The sequence below is a fragment of the Mucilaginibacter ginsenosidivorans genome (genome assembly GCF_007971025.1).
Lineage (GTDB): Bacteria > Bacteroidota > Bacteroidia > Sphingobacteriales > Sphingobacteriaceae > Mucilaginibacter > Mucilaginibacter ginsenosidivorans.
The window spans coordinates 1,296,083-1,317,427 of the sequence record NZ_CP042436.1 but is presented as its reverse complement, the minus strand read 5'-3'; the positions used below and the strand labels follow the sequence as shown (position 1 = coordinate 1,317,427).

Below are 21,345 nucleotides of genomic sequence, written 5' to 3'. Positions count from 1 at the left end.
ATTGTTAATTTTTCGGTAATTGCCATGCATTTTTAGCGTCGTATTGCCAATACGTTCCATTATCTAAACTTAAATCAAAAACTTTGAAGATAATACTGGGATCGTTAATTTGGTTATACATAGCTCTATCCCCAGAATGAGCCGCAGTATGAGGATCCATAGATTTATAGCCTGTAGGACCAGTCAAGCCATTTTTAACAAAAAAGTTGTCACGATCGAGATATGGATGGGTATGATCAAATTCACTGACTAAGAAACGATTCATCGCAGTCCGATAAACTATGGCATTCCCTGCTTGATTAATTGTGAGCATATCGTTAATGAGCTGCTCAGTGAATGTCTTAAACGACAAAGATTTTACACTTCTCTCTTTAATTGGTTGAGTCGTTAGTCTTTCCTTAAGACTTTCAAAGCTAAACTCCCTCCCCATTGGATTCCAGTTCCAAAACAGATTTTTGCACCCTTAAGTAAGTTTCCGTAACTGTTTTGTTTAGTAACCCTGCATTCGGATGGACGTTGCTGATAGAGCATTTCTCCAAGAGCCACTGTTCTTTCTTTACAAACACCCCAGTATTAAAGGTTGTGGATTTGCGATCGTGGGTAATTCTGATTGTAACTGCATATGTGCCATCGGACTTTGGACGGCGTGCATCTAATAAAACTTTGTAGGTAACCATTGTTTTTTGATTATGGTCACCCGTTTGTGCAAACAGTGTGCAAATAACTTATGGTATTTTGAAGTTAAAATCAAACTTCAGAAAGGACTTAAAACAAAAAACCCCTTAGAACTTAATCTAAGAGGCTTTTCTTTGTGGGAGCTACTGGGTTCGAACCAGTGACCCTCTGCTTGTAAGGCAGATGCTCTGAACCAGCTGAGCTAAGCTCCCTTCGTTTTGGGACTGCAAATATAGGATGTCTGTTCAATTAGCCAAAAAATAATTTACATTTTCTGAAAATAGCTAAAAAACCTACTTTGAGACCGAATTGATAGCTATTTGAAATTTAAGTGACGGCCGTCACACACGTCTGCGCAACGGATAATTATTTTAGTCCGTAAGTTTTATTATCATTATATCCGAAGAATGCATTATTCTGTCTTTTTTAGCACAAAGGGTTACAAAATAAACAGTAGTATTTACTAAGCAGAAGATACATGAAAAAAGCCATATTAGATTTCTCTGACGGGGAATTAATTGAAGCGCTTAAAAAAGATCATGTCACCAATATGGCGATCAGTTATTTATATCGAAGCTATTACGGAGTTCTAAGTAATCATGTGCGGCAAAACATGGGATCGGAACAGGATGCAGAGGATGTTTTCCAGGAGGTTGTGGTCACATTTATTGGCCTGGTTAAAAATGGAAAGTTCAGGGGCGAATCATCCGTCAAAACATTCCTGTTTACTTTGAACAGGTTTACCTGGCTTAACGAGCTGAAAAAAAGAAACAGGGCGGCGCATCGCGAAGAAAAGTTTGAGAGCGAAAGCGAAAGTGAAGAGGGCGATGTAAGCAGGTATTTAGTTGAACGCGAGTCGAGGCATATGGTGATAGCTATGATGGACAAGCTTGGCGCGGTTTGTAAAAGTATCCTGCTGTCCTATTACTATGATAACCTATCGATGAAGGAAATACTCCCGCTCGTAAATTTTGAAAACGAGCAGGTTCTGAGAAATAAAAAGTATAAATGTTTGAAAAGCCTGGAGCAAATGCTAACCACTAACCCCGAGCTGGCACAACGATTTAAAGCGGCCTTAACCTATGGAAACTGACAGCGCACAACCAAACGACAAGATGATTCAATACCTGGACGGCGAATTGACGGGCGATGAGTTGCGTGAATTTGAAAAACAACTGGTGGCGGACCCTTTGATGGAGCAAGAGCTTGAAAACTTGAAGCTTGCCAGGCTTGCAGTACAACATTACGGCTTGAAACAACAGGTAGGCGTGATGCACCGGGAGATGATGGAAGAGTTAATGGGCAATAAAGGTGGTGCGAAAACTTTCCGGTTGATGCGTACTTTGACGAGAATTGCCGCAGTATTAGTTATAGGCATAGCGCTCTTTGGGGGATATGAATACCTATCTGTTTCTTCTGCTGGTCTTCTTCCGCAAAGTGGCTATGACCTGAGTATTGCAAGGAGCAACGCAAGCGCTTCACAAATAGAAAAAGACTACATAGCTAAGAATTATACCAAAGTGATAAGCGATTTTTCGGCTATTTCATCACCTGACAATAAGGACCTCTTTCTTACCGGACTGGCTTATTATAATACATCGATGCCACTCAAGGCGGTCCCCCAATTTAAAAAGGTGATAGACAATAAAACAGACGACAATTATCGTGACGATGCTGAATATTACTTGTCTTTAAGTTATCTCCGCGATAATCAACCCACGAAGGCAAAGCCCTGGCTGGAGAAAATTTACCATGATAAAGAGCACTTGTATCACGACAAGGTCAGTTCCTGGACCATTTTAAAACTAAAGCTGTTGCTGCTGAAAGATCCCGGAAAATAGCCGGGATTTTTTATTTCTGATAAAATCTTAAAAAAAATTCCAACATCCGGTTACATATTTCCCGGCAGGGGATACTAAGGATAAAAAAGAAGCAATATGAAAACTTTTAAAACCCCCTATTCCAAATTAACCGTAGTTCTTTTGGTATTAACAGCTGGTTTGTTCAGCTGTAAAAAAGACAGCAGCGTGTCTCCTGCTGCAAGTTCCGGATCGCGTATCCTATTCGGCGTGACGGCCAGTAACTCCCTGGCAACCGCGTCGGCTTCCAAGTCAGTGATCAATTCCACTGGTGGCTCTTCTCCGGCAATAACCTGGACCGCTGGTACTGCCAGCATCAGCAGGTTTAAATTTGAAGCTAAACGGAACGGCGTTGGAAAAGAATTCAGCTCTAAAGGTATGGCCAGCGTTGATCTGTTTGCACCCGACACAGCTTTTGTAAACACAGCCATCGACACGGGTACTTACAGCGAGATCGAAGTAAAGGTTGACCTTGCAAAATCGGCATCGTCGAGCGCCCTCATACTGAAGGGGACTTTCACCAAAGCCGACGGCACCACTGTTCCTGTCGAACTGGACGTCAACGACAACCTTGAAATAAAAGCAGAAGCGCAAAACGTATTCATCGATAAAACCACAAACTTAAAAACCACGCTTATCTTACATTTGAATGCCCTTTTTGAAGGCGTATCAAATGCCAGCCTTGAATCTGCAACTTTAACAGGCGGGAGTATAATCATCAGCAGTTCGTCTAATTCAGATATATTCAACCAGGTGATGGGGAATTTACAGAACATAGGCGAAACTCATTTTGAAGGAGAACATCACCACGGAAATGACGACAACGGCGACAACAGTGGCCATGGTAATGGCGGCGACGACCACGGCGGCGATGGTTAAATATAACTGCCCTTTTTGATTCCGCCGGGGTTGCTATAAATTAGTGCTCCGGCTTTTTTTGACCACTACCAAACTGGCGACCAGGAAAAAGCCAATAAGCACCCAAATAAAAATACCGTTTGGGGCTTTCGTTTCCTCAAACCCACCCACCAATCGTAATTGCGCCCAATACCCGGGTGTTTTTTTGGCGTTAGGAATGGATCCGTCATTCAAATAGTCAAGTTTCGCTTGCCGCAAAGCCGAGGCTATGGTATAGCCCTTCTGTAAATAGCGGTGCATTTTCGACGATATATATGCTGTTGAAGCGTCGTCGGCCTTCCACATCGAAGTAACAATATTATAGCATCCCGAATAGGAAAAAGCACGCGATAGGCTTATCAGACCTTCACCGCGCATCAACTCCCCGGTTCCGCTCTCGCAGGCGCTTAGTACGATCAGGCGGGTTTTGTCAAGTCGCAGATTATATATTTCAGGAATGTATAGTTTATATTGTAATACTGAATCGGGTTTAGATGGATAAAATGCAATGAACGACCTGTTGGGATCATTGTCATTTGCATAAGCATGCGTGGCCAGGTGTATGATATTAAAATTCGGCGCACTACGCAGAAACTGCTGCTTTGTTGCACTTTGACCAATAAAAGATGTCCCCTTTAATTGCTCCGTTTCCTGCTTCGAATAGGGCAATTGGGCCCATTCGCCGGCGGGCGCACTGCTACCCGGTGCTATCTTTTCAGTAAATGGGGCCATACTTAATTCCGATGCGTTTTTCTTTAGCTGGCCCCTATTATTTTGCAATAGCGCGCAGGAATAATTATAGGTTACAGCATATCTACTGATCAGGCTGTTGCCTTCGTCGTCGGCCAGTAATTCGAATGGCAGGTAGTTTAATTCGTCATCCGGAATAACTGTGATATTTTCCACATCAGCAAGCGCGGCTTTTGCAGGGGCTATCAATAGCTTGTATAAAGCATTGCCGGCGTCGTTTATTTTCCGATTTGTATTGCTGCTCCTGGCTTGCGCGTTCAGGTAGATATTGCGGATAAGCGGGGTAAAAGAAGGCCCTGTCTTTGTCGCAAAGAAATCAAACTTGTCAGCTGTTATTACAAAGCAAAGTAAGCCGGTATTGCTTAAATGATAGGACAAAACAGCATTGTGCGGTGGTATTATTTTCTGAAGCTCGTTAATTGAGAGTTCACCGCTTTCGGGCCTCATTTTATTTAAGTGGTCCGCCGCACCGATTTTTTCCTGCACTTTTATCAGGCGGATACTGTAGTCGTTGATTTGCTTTTGAGCACTTAACAAAGTTGTCGAATCCGTGATATTCCTGGCTTTCAACGATTCATGTGTAATATTTTCCTTAAGCAATGTTTCCTGCTCCAGCAATTGTTTCGGAATACGTCCGGCAGACCTGTATCTTGAGCCTTGTAGATTAAGCATTAACAAGTTTGCTTTATTCTCTTCATCAAGAAAGAAAGCATGATAAAGGTATTTTTTCTCATTTGTCAGCTTTAAAAGCTGTAAGCAAATCTCTATCGGCAGCTGGTGCGATTCATATTTTTTATCATTTATCAATTCCCGGGCATCGTCCGTATCGTAAAATCGTTCGATATGATCAGCCAGTTTGTAAAATGCCAGGTAAGTATTAAGGGAGGCGTCGAGGTCTCTAATTTTCTTATCCTGATCATAAAGCGCTTTAAATGCTGTTGCTTTGGCAAGCAACGCTTCCAGCAGTTCAACACTATTGAACGCGCTGTTAAACTCCGTCGGATTTACGTATATATCGGTCGAATTAAAATTGATCTGCAAATAATTAATAGCATGCTGATAATAGAACAGGGCCTGCAACGGCTGATCCTTTTGCAGGTAAACGTCTCCCCAATATTTAAGTGTAATTCCGTGATCGCTGTTTTTGTGTGAACCGTTTTGTTTAACATTCCAGGCCGAGGCCTTTTTGAAAAAACTATCGGCCGGTGCATAGTCCTTTAAGAGATAATAGGCCCTGCCGATGTCGTTAAGTTTTCTTTGGTCGTCATAAGCTACTTTGGACAGATAACTGAGAGCTATGGCCGGCTTTTGCATAGCCAGGTAAAGCGAGCCAATATTATGCATTAACTTATCGGTTTCCACGTGGTATTGGAGCAATGCCATATAAGTGCTTAATGCGCCGTCATAATTTTTCAATTTACGATAGGCCGAAGCAAGATTGGTTTTGTAATAAACCAGGAATGTCCTGTCATAGTGGGACCGGCTGGTTAGCGTGGAAATAGCTTTTTGATAATATGTAATACTTTTACTGTAGTTTCCTGTTGAGTACGCAATCACTCCGAGCGTATTATACAACCTTTCCAATTCGCTTACTTTTGGGTATAACTCGGCGATGTTTTCGGCTTTTTTGTAAAGATTGCGTGCTGAATCGAGCATGTCAAGCTCGTAGTAACTGTTGCCACAATAAACCAAAGGTCTGAACATGATAGAGTCCGGGGCGTTTTTAAACCCAAGTTTCACTAAAAAAGCATTTCTGAAATACGGAATGGATTCCTTGTACCTCCCCAGCACCTGCAAAAAAGCGCCGGTAGATACAGAAGCTTTAAATAAGAAAATGGGATCCGCTTGGGTCCGGTTTAAAATATTTACGGCTTTGATGTAGGCGTCAAGCGCTTGCCTGTCCGTTTCGTCTGTAGGGTGTTCAGCGTTCGAAAGCTTTTCTGCAAGGGCAAACGATCTTTTGTAATCAGGTGTGGGCGGCCTCTGAGCTAAGGCGGAGGAAGCGAATAATACTATTAGCGCGACTAATAATCTAAATAAGCGATCCCAACACATGGGACTAAATATATTCAAAAATAATTATTAACCTTTAAATACCCTGTTACCTGCTTACCACCACAATACAGGGTGGTCTTGGGCGCGAAAGCTGCTGGGTTTTATTTACTGCCAGGCTGTTTATAACCAGCCTGCCTTTGGGCACGGAAGAAGTTATAATAGTATTTTTACGCTCGATCAGGAGCGCCGACAGGTACTGAGGGATTTCCGACGCGTCACGGTAGAAATAGATCTTAACATTCAACCCGTTAAGCGCAGCACGACTATTGTCGTTTATCCGGTAAGCTAATTTTACTTCCTGGGTCGCACCGGTATCTATACCCTGGTTGCGAATGGTTTGAGCAAGGTTGATCTCAGCATTTCGGCCATCAATAACGATGCCTGCATTTCTGCAGCCTCCTCCCTCATCAAATATTGCGGTGGAACCTGCACCGGGGATATTTAGGTGCGAATCGGCATTATATATTGCGGGCGCAATACTGTCACCTGCCGAAAGATTATATATTTTATCCATGTAATTCAATCCCGATATTACAATGTCCGACGTTTTTGGCTCCGAGCCGTCGTCGGGTGTAAAGGTCACTTTATATTTAAGGCCTGTCTCGCTTTTATTAACGTCAATTTCTCCTGTCACTTGATCAAGTTCAAGCCCCAGCGGGACGCAGGAATAGCTTCCAGCTTCGTTTTTCACCGGGTTCACAAGGTATTTTGAAGAAGAGTTATTAATGTAAAAGACAGAATCGCTGTAAATAGATTTTCCCGACGCGATAACATTTACCGGGTCTCCGGGTTTAGTGGACCTGTCCTTCCTGCACGAAAATTGAACTAAAAGCAATCCGGCAAATATGTAAATGATCGATCGCGCCCTCATATCACGTGTTCTTTTTTTGTCAACGCTAAACAGCCTCAGAAAGTCCGGGTGTTTCATCTTATACTTATAATGTAATTGCATATATACAGTACTTAGTCAACACCACTGCCGTTTATGTAATCACCCCGGTAATCTTTTTTCATTATGAAATACCATATCGCCAATTTCGGGTTTATAAATAAAATTTTCAATGACGATTGTCACATCCGCCATAATAATGTGACAACTTTTTGATGAGAATGGTTGCCTCCTCGCTGAAAAAAAGCAGACAATAATTAAAAAATTTCTTATTTAACTTCAGATATTTCCTCATCAACCAACCGCTCAAGCACTTCTTTGGTAATTGGCTTAAATACAAAAGATTTTACGCAGTTATATTGTTTTGCGTGGTCGATGTCTTTGGGGTTGATCGACGAAGAAAGAATATACAGTTTAAATGGCTTGGATAAGTTGGGATATATTCGCTGCACCTTTTCCAAAAACTGCCAACCATTAAATTCGGGCATATAAATGTCCAGCAATATTACGTCGGGCAGTAACGCTCTGTTCAGGCGATTTTTTTCAAGGAAGCCGATCACCTCTTCGGCGTTAGCGGTACAATTTATTTCATACGCCAAATTATACTTGTTCAGTATCCTCTTCAGGATAAAATGATCCAGGGGGCTATCGTCGATGAATATCAATTTTTTCATTGCAAACCGGTCTGATTCAAATATAGATTCCTGCATCCTTTTGAAAGGCAGGGTTTACACGGTATTTGCTACGTAGTACTACGCTTTTGTGATACACAGAAAACGTAATTTAATCGATACAAATACCCTTTCTATCGATATTAACACAATATTTGCTAACATATTGGGTTGATTGCTGTTATATGTTAATAATTAATAACATGCTGTTAACTGAATGCCTATTTATTACAGAAAAACATACGCTTCACTATGATATTACTGTTTTGCGGTCTGTCGGGGGCCGGTAAATCTACGTTAGCCGAAAAGGTAAAAGATAAATTAGCCGCCGAAAACATTTTTGCCGAGATCATCGATGCTGACGTATACCGCCGGTGCCTGTTCAAGGACCTGGGGTATTCAATGGAAGATCGCTTTGAAAACATCCGGAGGCTGGGTTTTATTGCGAATAAATTTTCTTCCCATAATATCATCACCATTGTTAGCGCCATCAATCCTTACGATACCATACGCCGGGAGTTGATAAGCGCCTACAAAAATGTCAGGGTGGTCCACATCGATTGTGATGTGGATGAACTGATCAGGCGTGATACGAAAGGGCTATATAAACGCGCCATGCTCCCCGAAGGGCACCCGGATAAGCTTTCAAATCTGACAGGGATCAACGATCCGTTCGAGGCTCCGCAAAATCCCGATGTTTATGTAAATACCCATGCGCTCGGCGAAAAGGAATGTACAAACAAAATATGCTCGTTTATACTTAACAGTATTGTAAAGGAGAAGTATTTATATAATACCTATACTCATGTATCCTGATCGATTGTGTAATTATTTCTGATAAGTCAAAAATGCCGTCGCAAACACTCATTATTGCAGGAATGCACCGCTCGGGAACCTCTTTAATTACAAACTGGCTGTATCACTGCGGGTTGCAGGTAGGCGAAAGCCTTGTGGAAGCCAATGAAGGTAATAAGGAAGGACATTACGAAGATGTTGAATTCCTGAAAATACACGAAGAAATATTGGCAGATAACGGGCTTACCGTATCGGGCCTGGTATACGATGAGCAGCCAAAAATATCCGACTATCAGCTTGAGAAATTAAAGGCCATTATCCGGATCAAAAAACGACGATTTGATCAGTGGGGCTGGAAAGAGCCCCGCACCTGCCTGTTCCTGGATACCTATCGCCAATTGCTGCCCGAAGCCAGGTACCTGGTAATAGTTCGCGACTATGTATCAGTTGTTAACTCCCTGCTGAAAAGAGACTTTGACGAACTGGATAAATCATACCGGCAGCGAAGTTTTTTTACGCGTTTAAAATGGACAGTGATCAAAAAAAGAGCTAAAAGAAAAAAGCACTACCGTAATAATGCGGAAGATTACCTGAAAGTCTGGATCGAATATAACCTGCATATACTAAGTACGCTGAAAGGGCTTCAGCCCGAAGATTACCTGGTTATAAATTACTCGCTGCTACAGAAAGATGACAGGCGTGTATTTTCATGGCTTAAGGGTAAATGGGGTTTTAACCTGCAATATTTCTCGTTCAGGAATATATATAAGGAGAGCCTCATTAGCCGGGTTGCCGACCTTTCGCCTTATATAAAAGATGAGGGACTTGTAGCCGAGGCTAAAAATGTGGGCGATCAGCTTAAGAAATATATAAGTTTGGCTTAGCCAACTTGTTGTATTTGATAAGCTCTGCCGTTAAGCTCAAAAGCATCACCTGCCTTTTTTCCTGCCAGTTTAATACCAATAGGCGATTGTGGCGAAACCACAAAGAAAGCAAGGCCCGCGACAGTGAAACTGCCCGCGCTTATCGCGACAAAAAAATTTCCGTTATTGGTGGTCACAACACTCCCGGCATCAGCCGATGTATATTCGCTATTATAGTTTACTTTACTTAACGCAACCATCAGTTTATTGGCCTCATTCAACTGCAACTGATACCGGTCGGTTTCTTGTTGCATCATTTCCCGCGCTGTTTCATACTTATCCCCCGCGCTGCTTTTGCTTTCCTCGGCTGCGGCATACTGTGCATCATCAATCCCCTGTTTTGCTTCATTTATTTTAGCCTGCACATAATCAATGCACATTTTATAAAGTTGCTCTTTCAAATTCTTCATCATACGTGGGGCAAAGATTTTAAAAAAAGCCGGTAAAACAGCTTTTTTATGAGGGCTATAATTATGATATACTGAACATCAGGACTATATAGCTATGTTCCTTCCGGGTCGCGGATCATCTGCAACTATATTCATTTCAGGGCATTTAATATAACCGGCATACCACTGGATGGCTTCAACAATATCCAGGGCATCGTCAGATGTCACGTCGATGCTTTCAAAGGCATACAGTTTATTTTGTCCCTTGCCGTACAATTGTATTTCGTTCATATCGGGATGAAATGGCTCCGTATCGAGGCAAAACACACGCAACCTTAGACCTGTGCCACGCGCATAGATCACGTCCCTGCACGGATTTTTAGGATCGGTTGCCAATAAGAAAACATTACGTTTCATGGTAGACATAACAACATACTGGCCATTTGGTTCGACCATCAACAACAAAAATAATATATATCGAATTACCCGGGCGGTGAGTATTAACAAATTCGAATAATAGAATAATTATAGATAAATATTTGTCGGAATGAGTAAAAAAATCGCTTGCTGTTATTAAAATAGCCGTTTATGTGGAAAAATGATTTTTATACTTACTTAATATTATTTGCGCTATTATTTAAACGATACTTACTTATCATTTTAATTAAAAAGGGCGCCTTGCTTGGTAGGGCGCCCTTTTTACCTTTAAAAAATGCTCATTATTTCTCGTTGCCATGCCCCCGGTGCTGCGGTGGCTGCTGGCGTTGCTGTTGTGCCGCGCGTTCCGCACGTTGTTGCTGGGCCTGTTGCTGACGCTGTGCATTTTCCTGGGCACGTTGCTGCTGTTGCTGAGCCGCACGTTCTGCACGTTGCTGTTGGGCCTGCTGCTGACGCTGTGCGTTTTCCTGGGCGCGTTGCTGCTGTTGCTGAGCCGCGCGTTCCGCACGTTGTTGTTGGGCTTGCTGCTGACGCTGCGCATTTTCCTGGGCACGTTGCTGCTGTTGTTGAGCCGCGCGTTCTGCACGTTGCTGTTGGGCCTGCTGCTGACGCTGTGCATTTTCCTGGGCACGCTGCTGCTGTTGTTGAGCCGCGCGTTCCGCACGTTGCTGTTGGGCCTGCTGCTGACGCTGCGCATTTTCCTGAGCATGTTGCTGCTGTTGCTGAGCCGCGCGTTCTCCCCGTTGCTGTTGAGCTTGTTGCTGACGCTGCGTATTTTCCCGGGTGCGTTGTTCAGCCGCTTGCTGCGGACGACCAGCATTTTCCCGGGCATGCTGCTGCCGGGCTGCTTGCTCTGCACGTTGCTGCTGTTGTTGAGCTTGCGGTTGGCGCTGCGCAACATTTGGCCTGCCAGGCGTTGCGGCAGCACGATTATCACGTGGATTTACACGAACCACTTTACTATCAGGCTGCTGACTACGCGCCACCGCGGCAAGGCGCGCTGCGTTAGCACGGTTTATAGCGGCCTGGTTTTGTGCAGCAATACGTTCGTTCGGGTGCTGATCGCGGTATGCCCGTGCGTCTACTACCCTGGTTGGGCGGGCGTCCGGAGCTTTTCGCACAGCCGGACGATAAATATTAACCGTGTTGTTTCTAACGCTCGTTACACCTGGCCTGCCTGTATTACTTATGTTATAAACCCTGACGTTGTTATTATGTGTAACGCGGCGTATATCGGTCACACGCGGACCGCTAATATAAGTTACGTTATTATGCACATAAGTGTTATTGATGATGGTAGTGTTGTGTATAATGTTAACCACCCTGGTGCGTGGCGCATAATAACTGTAAATACGCGGGCTGGTGATATAAGCCTCAGGCGCGCACACCCAATAGTTATCCGGGATGTTATAACCACCGCCTATAGATACGCTAATACTTATCCCGGGGGTTAAAGGTGCCCAGCCGTAGTAACCGCCGCCATGCCGCCAGCTCACCCATGCCGGTGCCCAGGTGTGACCGGGTATCCATTCCCAGCCGTAATAGTCGTCATACCGCCAGCGACCGTAGTGAAAAGGGGCCCAGCCCCATGAGTAATCCGACACCCAGGTATTACCATATTCGGTAACTACCCAATGCCCGTTAGTGGCATACGGCCTGAAATCGTCCGAAGCATCGGGGATCCAAACATCGCCGTATTCGGGGTCGCTTACCCAGGTACCATAGGGTTCAAGTTCATCGTAAAATTGCTGATCTGTGACATAGCCCTCATCCTGGGCCATGCTACTTTTTGGGGCGGCCAGTGCCATAGTCATTATTAACAGGCCGGCACCCCATATTTTATTTAAAGTTTTCATTGGTTTCTAAAGATTTGTTAATACTACTTTAGTATTTGACTAAGTATGATATAAAGCGTTTAACGCAAAATTTGTTTGCCTTTCATAGGCACGAGCCAGCAGCAGGCGATTTTTTGGCGGCAAAAGTCTGTTTCTACTCATATAATTAATAATTTTACCCCCTCTAAAATCTCGATAATTATGGGCTCAGTAAATATTCCAAGGCTCGACCTGGACACTTATATTAACGGCACCGCCGAACAGCGCAAACTTTTTTCTGACGAGATCGGTAAAGCTTTCAACGAGACGGGTTTTGTTACCATTACCAATCACGGGTTAAGTAAGGAACTGATAGACAAGTTATATCAACAAGTAAAAGCACTTTTCAGCCTGCCGGAAGATGTGAAACTCAAATATGAAAAGGCTGAACTTGCGGGCCAGCGTGGCTACACCAGCAAAGGCAAGGAAACCGCAAAAGGTTTTAAAGTTCCGGACCTGAAAGAGTTCTGGCAAATAGGCCAGACCGTTACGGACGGCGATCCAGTTAAAAATGAGTATCCTGACAATTTAATAGTTGAAGAATTACCGGATTTTAATACAACCACGCGCGAAGTGTACCAAAAATTGGAAGCTGCCGGTACGCATTTACTTAGGGCCATAGCAATTTACCTTGGCCTGCCCGAGAATTATTTTGATGATAAAGTGCACAATGGTAATTCCATATTACGCACGCTGCATTATTTCCCTATCCTCGACCCGGACGCTTTGCCAGCCGACGCGGTACGTGCCGGTGCGCATGAAGACATCAACCTTATTACCTTGTTAATAGGGGCGAGTGCCGACGGGCTGGAGTTACTTACCCGCGAAGGCAATTGGTTCCCGGTAAAGGCACATGGTGAAGACGTTGTAGTAAATGTGGGTGACATGCTGCAGCGCCTGACTAACAACAAATTAAAATCTACCACACACAGGGTTGTAAATCCACCTCGTGAAGAAATGAAGAACTCCCGGTATTCGGTGCCTTTCTTCCTTCACCCTAAATCGGAGATGGACCTGACCAGCCTGCGATCATGCATTGACGCCGAACATCCGAAATTATACAGCGACATGACCGCCGGCGAATACCTGGACGAGCGGCTTCGCGAGATCGGGCTGAAAAAATAACCAGCGGACAAACCGCAATTACATAGACATTAGCCGGAGGCCTCCTGATCGAATACCAGGGGGCTTTTTGCCGATAGTGATGAGCATCACATAGTCCGGTGACCGCGGTCATCCCGTTTTTTTGATTTGTTGCCGAACTTGGGCCGAATAGTCATTGGCCATTTAGCAACGCATGAGAACCATACTTCTATTCAACGACAGTTCGCCCGAAGCTGAAAATGCTGCAGAGTTCGCATTGGATATTGCTCAAAAATTGAAAGCTGATATCCTTATCCTGAATTTATGCGATGATGTCATGGTCGAAAACAAACAGGCGGTAACAGCAGGCGAGCAGCTGTCGGCGGAAAGCACCGGTTTATTCAGCCTGGTTAAGCACTTATACAACATTACCCGAGACAATGCTTTCCGACCTGTAGTGAATGACATGAACGTAAGCGGGTTTACAGAAAAGGAGATCTGCGAACTGGTGACCGGGAAGAACATTTGGCTGATGGTAAAGGGAATAGAAACGCATGCTACACACAACTCATTGTCCAATATAAATGTACAGGCGGTTTTGAACCGTGTAGCCTGCCCATTGTTGCTTGTGCCTTGCAATTACAAAAAACGCGGGTTTGAAAATATTACTTATGCTTTGGATATGCGCTATTGCCGCACCGCGATATTGAAATTTATAACCGAACTTGCCAGGGAATATGGCGCCAATCTTGTAATTGAGCATTTCTCGGCAAAAGGTTTGCCGCCGTTGAGCGACGACTATGCTGCAACATTATTCGAAAGCGAGATCACCAATAAAATATTTTACGATAAGACCTATTTTAACAATATAAAAGAGCGAAATTTAGAGATTGCCGTTGATGTGATGATCAATAGTTTACACGCCGATCTGCTGGCATTGGTAAACCACCGATTCCATTTTGAAGAATTGTTCGGGCAGTGCATCAATAATACGCTGCCCGAGCATATTCCGGTACCGGTAATAATTTTCCCATTATAAATAACGAATTGAATTTCGGCTTTGGATAAAAAGAATCAATGTTCTGAACCCGATCATTTCTGGAATCTTACTCCGGAACAGGCACTAAATGAACTATCCTGCGGTTCGGACGGCCTTACCGGCAGTGAAGCAGCTAACCGCTTAAAAATATATGGGCCAAATACCATAAAGCCGGGGCACAAAAGCTCGACCATAACACTTTTCCTTTCACAATTCAAAAGTCCAATAACCTTACTGCTGATCGCTGCCGCTTTGTTATCAGCTGGGCTTGGCGACGTCATCGATACTGTTATTATACTTTTGATTGTCATGATCGGCAGCATCCTAAGTTTCTGGCAGGAGCGCGGAGCGGCTAATGCCATAGACGAATTGATGAAGTTGGTAAGACTTAATTGCACGGTTTTGAGGGACGGCCAAAAAAAAGAAGTCCCATTTGAAGCCGCTGTACCGGGCGATGTGATCTACTTATCTGCTGGTGACATTATCCCGGCCGATTGTCTTTTGCTCGAATCGCAGGAGATATTTATTGACGAAGCCGCATTTACGGGCGAAACCTATCCGGTAGAAAAGCGAACCGGGATATGCGCTGCTGATACCCCATTATCAAAACGCAGCAATACCCTGTTTATGGGCTCGCACGTTATCAGTGGCAAAGCAACCGCGTTGGTTATCAGAACGGGCACACAAACGGAGTTTGGTAAAATATCATCTGGCCTGCAGGCCAGGGCGCCCGAAACTGATTTCGAACGCGGTATACGCAGGTTCGGGTATATGTTGATGGAAATAACGCTGCTGCTTGTCATCATCATTTTTGCCATTAATGTATATCTTCACAAACCGGCCCTCGATTCTTTATTGTTTTCGTTGGCACTTGCCGTGGGACTCACCCCACAATTATTGCCTGCCATCATCAGCGTCAACCTGTCCACAGGCGCCCGGCGCATGGCCCGTAAACAAGTTATTGTTAAACGACTGGCTTCTATCGAAAACTTCGGAAGCATGCAGATATTGTGTTCTGATAAAACCGGCACTATTACAGAAGGGAAAGTAAAACTGAAGGATGCGCTTGATATTTCCGGAGTGCACAGCGACAGGGTTTTACAATACGCCTGGTTAAACGCCTCGTTGCAGCAGGGGTTCCATAACCCGGTAGATGAGGCCATATCCGGAGCCTGGCATATCGTGGAAAACCCTTTTGTACCGGTAGCAGAGGTACCCTATGACTTTATCCGCAAACGGCTCACGATACAGGTAACCGACAAAAAAGAAGATCTCATTATCACCAAGGGCGCGTTAAAAGCCGTACTGGATGTTTGCGACCGCGCCGAAACGGCGGACGGCATCATTAACATAAATGGTTGCAAGGGCGGTATTTTAAAACAATATGAACAATTGAGCGACGCCGGCTTCCGTACATTAGGCGTAGCTTTCAAACCGTGGGGTGCGGAAACTAAGTTTACAAGAAATGATGAGCGGGAAATGATTTTTCTCGGCTTTATTGCATTGTTCGATCCGCCGAAGGCTAATGTGCCTGAAACAATAACAAAACTGAATAGCCTGGGTGTGAAGCTCAAAATAATCACCGGTGATAATGCGTTGGTGGCGAAAAGTCTGGCCCTGCAGGTTGGCATCAAACAACCGAATATTCTGACCGGCGCGCAGTTACTCCAAATGAACAACGCCGCCCTGATACATAAAGCTGTGCGCACGGATATTTTTGCCGAGGTGGAACCCAACCAGAAGGAGCGCATTATAAATATGTTGAAAAAGGCAGGCTTTGTGGTGGGGTTTATGGGCGATGGCGTAAACGATGCTCCTGCACTTCACACGGCGGATGTGGGCATATCGGTTGATAGCGCAGTGGATGTCGCCAAGCAAGCTGCCGAAATAGTTTTGTTAAGTCAAAGCCTTGACGTGTTGGTTGACGGAATTGTGGAAGGGCGCAAAACCTTTACCAACACCATGAAATATATTTTCATGGCAACCAGCGCAAACTTTGGCAATATGTTCAGCATGGCCGGCGCATCGTTAATGATGAGCTTTTTACCTTTGCTGCCAAAACAGATATTGTTAACAAATTTGCTAACTGACTTTCCCGAAATGGCGATAGCTACAGATAAAGTGGATGAGGCAAATATCATGTCGCCCCAAAAGTGGGATCTGGGTTTTGTAAGGCGCTTCATGGTCATCTTCGGATTACTTAGTTCGGTGTTTGACTACCTTACTTTCGGGCTGTTGATCTATATTATGCATGCCAATGAAAAAACATTTCAAACCGGCTGGTTTACTGAATCTGTTATATCAGCCATACTCATCGTGCTGGTAGTTCGTACCAAATTGCCATTCTTCAAAAGTCTCCCGGGCAGGTTGTTGTCACTGGCCACTATCCTTGTACTGGTTTTTGTTTTATCGATACCCCTGCTCCCGCTTGCCGGCTGGCTCGGTTTTACCCGGCTGCCTTTATCCTATTACGGCTGGATGCTTTTTATTGTAGCTATGTATCTTTTTTGGGCCGAGCTGGCTAAAAGATGGTTTTACAGGCATATGAAAAAGCGCCGGCAAAACTGACGAAGATCAATTTTTTGTGTGACCCCCGTCATGTATCACCTGCGTGGCCCGACCGACCTTTATCTCATATCAAACACAAACATATGGAAACCACCAACAGCCTGTCATCCCGTGCACTTCAGTATTATGTTATTGCCCGCAAGTGGGGTTCCGACCTCGAATTCTATAAATTCGAAACCGGTTTTTTACGTACCCTGCTGGATGATTACTATTTTAATATTCAGCATAAGGACGGTCGCGCGGATGTACTGGAGCTTAATCGCGAGCTGATGAAGCTTGACGCTGATAAAAATCAATTAGAAAAGGCCCTGGATGAACAAATAAGGCATCTCGAACTGATGTCAGAAGATGTTGTTCCCGAAGACGTGAGCTGGCTGGCAGGTAAGCAGATCAGGCTTGAATATATGGTAACCAACATCTTTTCGGAATATAAAGAACTTAAAAAGAAAATCTTCAGCTTTTTACAAAAACCACATAGCCAAAATGGTTTGGCCACCAACATGCTCTTTCCAAATTAATTAATCAGTCATATTTTTCAGTAAAAGCGCCATGCAGATATACATGAGCGCTTTTTTTGTTCCACCGGGTGACTCACTGTCAGAATATTATATGACGATGGTCATTATTTCGCCCGGGTCTATTAAGCAACTTTGAATAACAAAAAGCAAAGTCATGGAAAAGCTGATCAAACATGCACACGGGAACAGAGCAAATGCTGTTATTTTTTGCACATTGTTATTATTTGCATCGATAAGGGGTTTCGCGTCATGCAACGCGGTCTCATCCAGCAAGGCAAATGATGCGGATACATCCGTAACCGCCCTGATACAGCAATACCTGGTACCGGGCAAAGAACCTATGCTATATTATCCAAACTCGGTAAAAAGATTTTACGAAGCCAATGGTTACCAGGCTGCCTGGGTAAGCAGGCAAGGCGATACAAAGCAAACCTGGGAAGCAATGATGTTACTGGATTGTGTGCTGCAATATGGCCTTTCGCACGAGGATTATCATCCAAAAGCGCTGTTGTACGATCCGTTGCATACAATGATAGAAGAGCCCGGGAAGATCAGCAACAGCAAAAAGGCCCGGTTTGATATTTTGCTTACCGATGCGCTCATCACATTTATTAACAACCTGCACTATGGTAAGCTTAACCCATGGTATGCTGCAGAAAAAATAGACGGAGATATGTCACTCCCGTTCCATGCCGAATCCGTATTGATGAATGCCCGCCGGCAACCTGATATTACAAATGCCATAGTAAGTGTGCAGCCAAGATCAAAACAATACCTTGCTATGCAGGATCGCATGCGGCTGCTGAAAGGCCAGTACCAGGAAGATTGCTATGCAGTACCTGACAGCGAGGTGCACAAGATCGCTATCAACATGGAACGCCTGCGCTGGGCAGACATCGGCGGCAACGGTTACATCCAGGTTAATATCCCAAGCTACACTTTAAAGTTTTACCAGCCCGACACAGTTTATGAGTTTAAGGTGGTGGTTGGCAAAACATCAGCTCCCACACCGACACTGAATAGCGAGATCACGTATTTTACAACTTCGCCTGAATGGAAAATACCACAGAAAATATTTGTGAATGAAATATTACCCAAAGCACTAAAGAATGCTGACTATATAGAGAACAGTCATTTTGCCATTTACGACAAAAGTGGTAATTATATTACGCCGGACAGGACAAGCCTGCTGACGGTGAAGCGCAACCCCCAATTGTACTATGCCCGCCAGTCTTCAGGCTGCGATAACGCATTAGGGCAGCTTGTGTTCCGGTTCGCGAACGTGTATGATATTTACCTGCACGATACCCCGGAGAAGCAACTATTTAACCGCGAAGAAAGAGCATTCAGCCATAGCTGCATACGAGTTGAAAATGCGCAGCACCTGGCAGAGCTAATGTTAAAACGCGGTGGCGACAGTGGCAAAATCGCGACGCTTACCAAAGCAATGAAGAACCACCTGACAAAAAACATATCATTTTCAAATCCGGTGTCCATTAAGATCACCTACCTGACCTGCGAAGTGAAAGAAGGATCCGTTTATAACTACAAAGATATTTACGACCTGGACAAGAGCCTGGAAATGGCCCTTTACAGCGCACCCCAAACACTGACAATGCAATAATAATGGCCCATTAATAATTAAAAAGATGAAAAATTTACTTATCGCGACAGATTTTTCGACTAATGCAAAGCATGCTGCCAGGTATGGTTACACGCTCGCCGGCAAGATAGAAGCCAATGTGGTTTTGTGTAATGCTTTTCTTGTGCCTGCCGAAATTCCGCAGGGCGGTACACTGGTTTGGCCACAGTACGAATACGAAGAATTGCAAAAAAGCAGCGCTGACGAGTTAAAAGAATTAGAAAAATCGCTTGAACGGTCTGCAAAAGGGCCTGCATTCCGCCCTTATATCACTCGTATCAGTGAAGACGGTATCGTTTCCGATATCGTTAATAGGGCAGCAAAAAAAGAGAACGTCGAACTGGTTGTAATGGGGACCCATGGGCATACCTGGGTTAGCGGAACGTTTTTAGGGAACCATAGCCGCAAAATGATAGATGATGCTACATGTCCACTTTTGTTGGTCCCGCCAACAGCTGAAATCGCCCCGGTAAAGAAGATAGCGTTTGCTACCGATTTTAAAGAACCCAAAAAGGACCTGGAAGCCATATTCGAACTGATTTCCCTGCTGAAACGCCTGAATGCCGAATTGCTTTTAACACACATTTATGACGAGATAGATGAGGCTTACGATTTCAAGAAGACCATTGAAGGTTTCCTGCTTGAGTTATCCAACAAAGCCAATTACCCGCATATATACTACCGGATTGTAAAAAGCAATAAACCTGCAAAAGGTCTCGATTGGCTATGCAGGTTCGGCAATGTGGATATACTGGCAATGGTACACCGCAAACGGTCCTTCTTTGATAAAATATTAACCGGCAGCCATACCCAAAAAATGGCTCAGCATATTACTATACCGTTATTAGTAATTCCGGGAAAATAAACTCCGGGTTGATAACCCGTTAAAGTTAAATAAAAAGGGCCAGGGCTGCGCCGAGCATTAACAAAAACGTAATTGCTCCCATAATGTTTGAGCGAAGGCTATTAACATTATCGCCCATTATCCTGCGATTGTTACTGATATGCAATACGATCAGGATGATTACAGGAGATGTAATACCATAAAGCATAGCCGAATAGATAAGCCCTTGCAGTGGCGTAATATTGGTAAAATTAATGAGCAGCCCTATAACCAGCGCAATAACAATGACTGCATAAAACGGTTTGGCCTGGGAGAATTTCTTATCTAATCCCTCATCCCAGTCAAAGGTCTCGGCAAACATATAGGATAACGAACCGCTTAATACCGGAATAGCTAAAAAACCCGTACCAATAATACCGATTGCAAACAAAGTATAAGCTAAATTTCCCGCGATAGGCTTCAATGCGACGGCTGCCTGCTCAACCGTTTCTATTTGGTGCACGCCATTGGGGTAAAGCACGTTTCCGCACGTTAGTATGATGAAAAACATGACGATATTGGAAAACAACATACCTATATCCACATCCTTCCGCATATCTTTAAGTACCCTTTTGTCAACTATGAGCGCTGCTTTACTTTGTTTGATGCCTTCGGCCTCCATTGTTGCCTGCCAGAAAAATAAATAAGGAGAAATTGTTGTTCCCAAAATAGCTACCATCATCCCCACAAAGTCCCTGTTAAATTCAACATTGGGAATGAAGGTATGCCTGAGTACTGAAAGCCATTTTGTATCTGTAAAAAACGGTACGGCCAGGTACACCAACAGCGTAATGCATGCCCATTTTAAAGCCGCCGCCAGCTTTTGATAAGGGTAGTAGATAATAGCTACGATGATTAAAGCAGTAAATACAATAGTGAAAATAAAAGACGGCACCGCAGGGCAGATCAGATGGGCCGCAGCCCCCATTCCTGCAATATCTGCTCCTATATTGAGAACAATTGCAGGAAATGAAAAAATGATCATGAGCCAAAGTATCCATTTTGGGTAATGATTTTTCAAAGTGCTGGCTAGTCCACCACCGGTTACCAATCCTATGCGGGCACACATTTCCTGCATTGAGGCCATAAGCGGAAACGTTATAAGGGCCGTCCAAAGCATGGAAAAGCCGAATTGTGCTCCTGCCTGCGAATAGGTTGCTATACCCGACGGGTCGTCATCGCTTGATCCGGTTACCAGGCCCGGTCCCAAAGTTTTCAGAACGGATAAAGTCTTTTTAAAGATTCTTTTCGGTGCGGGCATCGCTATAATTTCGGCAGCAATATAACAAAGTAAGCTTTAATTAAGCGGTGCAAAAAAAATGACGAAGGTCACTTTTCAGCGTTAATTAAGATCATTCTTTTACAGGCAAATAGCACTCATTTTTGCTTTTGACAAC

20 protein-coding genes and 1 tRNA gene are annotated in these 21,345 nt (G+C 44.1%); 11 read left to right on the top strand and 10 right to left on the bottom strand.

Annotated features, from left to right (window positions below):
- Positions 1–4 precede the first annotated feature (4 nt).
- The 3 genes from FRZ54_RS06010 to FRZ54_RS06000 all read right to left on the bottom strand — a co-directional run bounded on the left by FRZ54_RS06010 (position 5) and on the right by FRZ54_RS06000 (position 887).
- The gene (locus FRZ54_RS06010; protein ID WP_147030732.1) at positions 5–430 is read right to left on the bottom strand and encodes a hypothetical protein; all 426 of its coding nucleotides are present in this window, start codon (positions 428–430) and stop codon (positions 5–7) included.
- On the bottom strand, positions 414–677 hold the full coding sequence (locus FRZ54_RS06005) for an Arm DNA-binding domain-containing protein (RefSeq protein ID WP_147030731.1): 264 nt from the start codon (positions 675–677) through the stop codon (positions 414–416). The genes FRZ54_RS06010 and FRZ54_RS06005 overlap by 17 nt, the downstream gene beginning before the upstream one ends.
- 135 nt (positions 678–812) lie before the next feature.
- Positions 813–887, bottom strand: a tRNA-Val gene (locus FRZ54_RS06000).
- 266 nt (positions 888–1,153) lie between these two features.
- Between FRZ54_RS06000 and FRZ54_RS05995 the strand changes: the two genes are divergently transcribed.
- The 3 genes from FRZ54_RS05995 to FRZ54_RS05985 all read left to right on the top strand — a co-directional run bounded on the left by FRZ54_RS05995 (position 1,154) and on the right by FRZ54_RS05985 (position 3,413).
- Positions 1,154–1,768, top strand: coding sequence for an RNA polymerase sigma factor (locus FRZ54_RS05995; protein ID WP_147030730.1), 615 nt, complete (start codon positions 1,154–1,156; stop codon positions 1,766–1,768).
- Entirely contained in the window at positions 1,758–2,516 is a 759-nt protein-coding gene (locus FRZ54_RS05990; protein WP_147030729.1) for a hypothetical protein, read from the top strand. The genes FRZ54_RS05995 and FRZ54_RS05990 overlap by 11 nt, the downstream gene beginning before the upstream one ends.
- 96 nt (positions 2,517–2,612) lie before the next feature.
- Positions 2,613–3,413 (top strand): hypothetical protein, encoded by an 801-nt coding sequence (locus FRZ54_RS05985; protein ID WP_147030728.1) that lies wholly within the window; start codon positions 2,613–2,615, stop codon positions 3,411–3,413.
- Between the two features lie 33 nt (positions 3,414–3,446).
- Here the strand turns inward: FRZ54_RS05985 and FRZ54_RS05980 are convergent, their stop codons facing one another.
- The 3 genes from FRZ54_RS05980 to FRZ54_RS05970 all read right to left on the bottom strand — a co-directional run bounded on the left by FRZ54_RS05980 (position 3,447) and on the right by FRZ54_RS05970 (position 7,799).
- A complete protein-coding gene (locus tag FRZ54_RS05980) occupies positions 3,447–6,236 on the bottom strand; it encodes a CHAT domain-containing protein (RefSeq protein ID WP_147030727.1) in 2,790 nt (929 codons plus the stop codon).
- Positions 6,237–6,282: 46 nt separating this feature from the next.
- The gene (locus FRZ54_RS05975) at positions 6,283–7,164 is read right to left on the bottom strand and encodes a hypothetical protein (RefSeq protein WP_147030726.1); all 882 of its coding nucleotides are present in this window, start codon (positions 7,162–7,164) and stop codon (positions 6,283–6,285) included.
- Between the two features lie 230 nt (positions 7,165–7,394).
- Complete coding sequence (locus FRZ54_RS05970) at positions 7,395–7,799, bottom strand: response regulator (protein ID WP_187359762.1); 405 nt, start codon at positions 7,797–7,799, stop codon at positions 7,395–7,397.
- A 249-nt stretch (positions 7,800–8,048) separates the two neighbouring features.
- On the opposite strand from FRZ54_RS05970, the gene cysC reads away from it, so the two are divergent.
- Entirely contained in the window at positions 8,049–8,612 is a 564-nt protein-coding gene (gene cysC, locus FRZ54_RS05965) for an adenylyl-sulfate kinase (RefSeq protein WP_147030724.1), read from the top strand.
- 32 nt (positions 8,613–8,644) lie between these two features.
- Positions 8,645–9,475, top strand: coding sequence for a sulfotransferase (locus FRZ54_RS05960; RefSeq protein WP_147030723.1), 831 nt, complete (start codon positions 8,645–8,647; stop codon positions 9,473–9,475).
- Here the strand turns inward: FRZ54_RS05960 and FRZ54_RS05955 are convergent.
- The 3 genes from FRZ54_RS05955 to FRZ54_RS05945 form a co-directional block, all read right to left on the bottom strand.
- Entirely contained in the window at positions 9,472–9,927 is a 456-nt protein-coding gene (locus tag FRZ54_RS05955; RefSeq protein ID WP_228462633.1) for a 3-oxoacyl-ACP synthase, read from the bottom strand. The two genes, FRZ54_RS05960 and FRZ54_RS05955, sit on opposite strands and share 4 nt — an antisense overlap.
- 81 nt (positions 9,928–10,008) lie before the next feature.
- Positions 10,009–10,320, bottom strand: a complete 312-nt coding sequence (locus FRZ54_RS05950) for a hypothetical protein (RefSeq protein ID WP_147030722.1) — start codon at positions 10,318–10,320, stop codon at positions 10,009–10,011.
- Between the two features lie 302 nt (positions 10,321–10,622).
- On the bottom strand, positions 10,623–12,197 hold the full coding sequence (locus FRZ54_RS05945) for a DUF6600 domain-containing protein (protein ID WP_147030721.1): 1,575 nt from the start codon (positions 12,195–12,197) through the stop codon (positions 10,623–10,625).
- Between the two features lie 180 nt (positions 12,198–12,377).
- On the opposite strand from FRZ54_RS05945, the gene FRZ54_RS05940 reads away from it, so the two are divergent.
- The 6 genes from FRZ54_RS05940 to FRZ54_RS05915 all read left to right on the top strand — a co-directional run bounded on the left by FRZ54_RS05940 (position 12,378) and on the right by FRZ54_RS05915 (position 19,930).
- On the top strand, positions 12,378–13,340 hold the full coding sequence (locus tag FRZ54_RS05940) for an isopenicillin N synthase family dioxygenase (protein ID WP_147030720.1): 963 nt from the start codon (positions 12,378–12,380) through the stop codon (positions 13,338–13,340).
- A gap of 172 nt (positions 13,341–13,512) precedes the next feature.
- On the top strand, positions 13,513–14,337 hold the full coding sequence (locus tag FRZ54_RS05935; RefSeq protein ID WP_147030719.1) for a universal stress protein: 825 nt from the start codon (positions 13,513–13,515) through the stop codon (positions 14,335–14,337).
- A 21-nt stretch (positions 14,338–14,358) separates the two neighbouring features.
- Positions 14,359–16,905: a magnesium-translocating P-type ATPase gene (gene mgtA, locus FRZ54_RS05930; RefSeq protein ID WP_147030718.1), complete on the top strand. Its 2,547-nt coding sequence runs from the start codon at positions 14,359–14,361 to the stop codon at positions 16,903–16,905.
- Between the two features lie 83 nt (positions 16,906–16,988).
- On the top strand, positions 16,989–17,423 hold the full coding sequence (locus FRZ54_RS05925; RefSeq protein WP_147030717.1) for a hypothetical protein: 435 nt from the start codon (positions 16,989–16,991) through the stop codon (positions 17,421–17,423).
- Positions 17,424–17,577: 154 nt separating this feature from the next.
- Positions 17,578–19,047, top strand: coding sequence for a L,D-transpeptidase scaffold domain-containing protein (locus FRZ54_RS05920; RefSeq protein ID WP_147030716.1), 1,470 nt, complete (start codon positions 17,578–17,580; stop codon positions 19,045–19,047).
- Positions 19,048–19,072: 25 nt separating this feature from the next.
- Positions 19,073–19,930, top strand: a complete 858-nt coding sequence (locus tag FRZ54_RS05915) for a universal stress protein (RefSeq protein WP_147030715.1) — start codon at positions 19,073–19,075, stop codon at positions 19,928–19,930.
- 25 nt (positions 19,931–19,955) lie between these two features.
- Here the strand turns inward: FRZ54_RS05915 and FRZ54_RS05910 are convergent, their stop codons facing one another.
- Positions 19,956–21,209, bottom strand: coding sequence for an Nramp family divalent metal transporter (locus FRZ54_RS05910; RefSeq protein ID WP_147030714.1), 1,254 nt, complete (start codon positions 21,207–21,209; stop codon positions 19,956–19,958).
- Between the last annotated feature and the right edge of the window lie 136 nt (positions 21,210–21,345).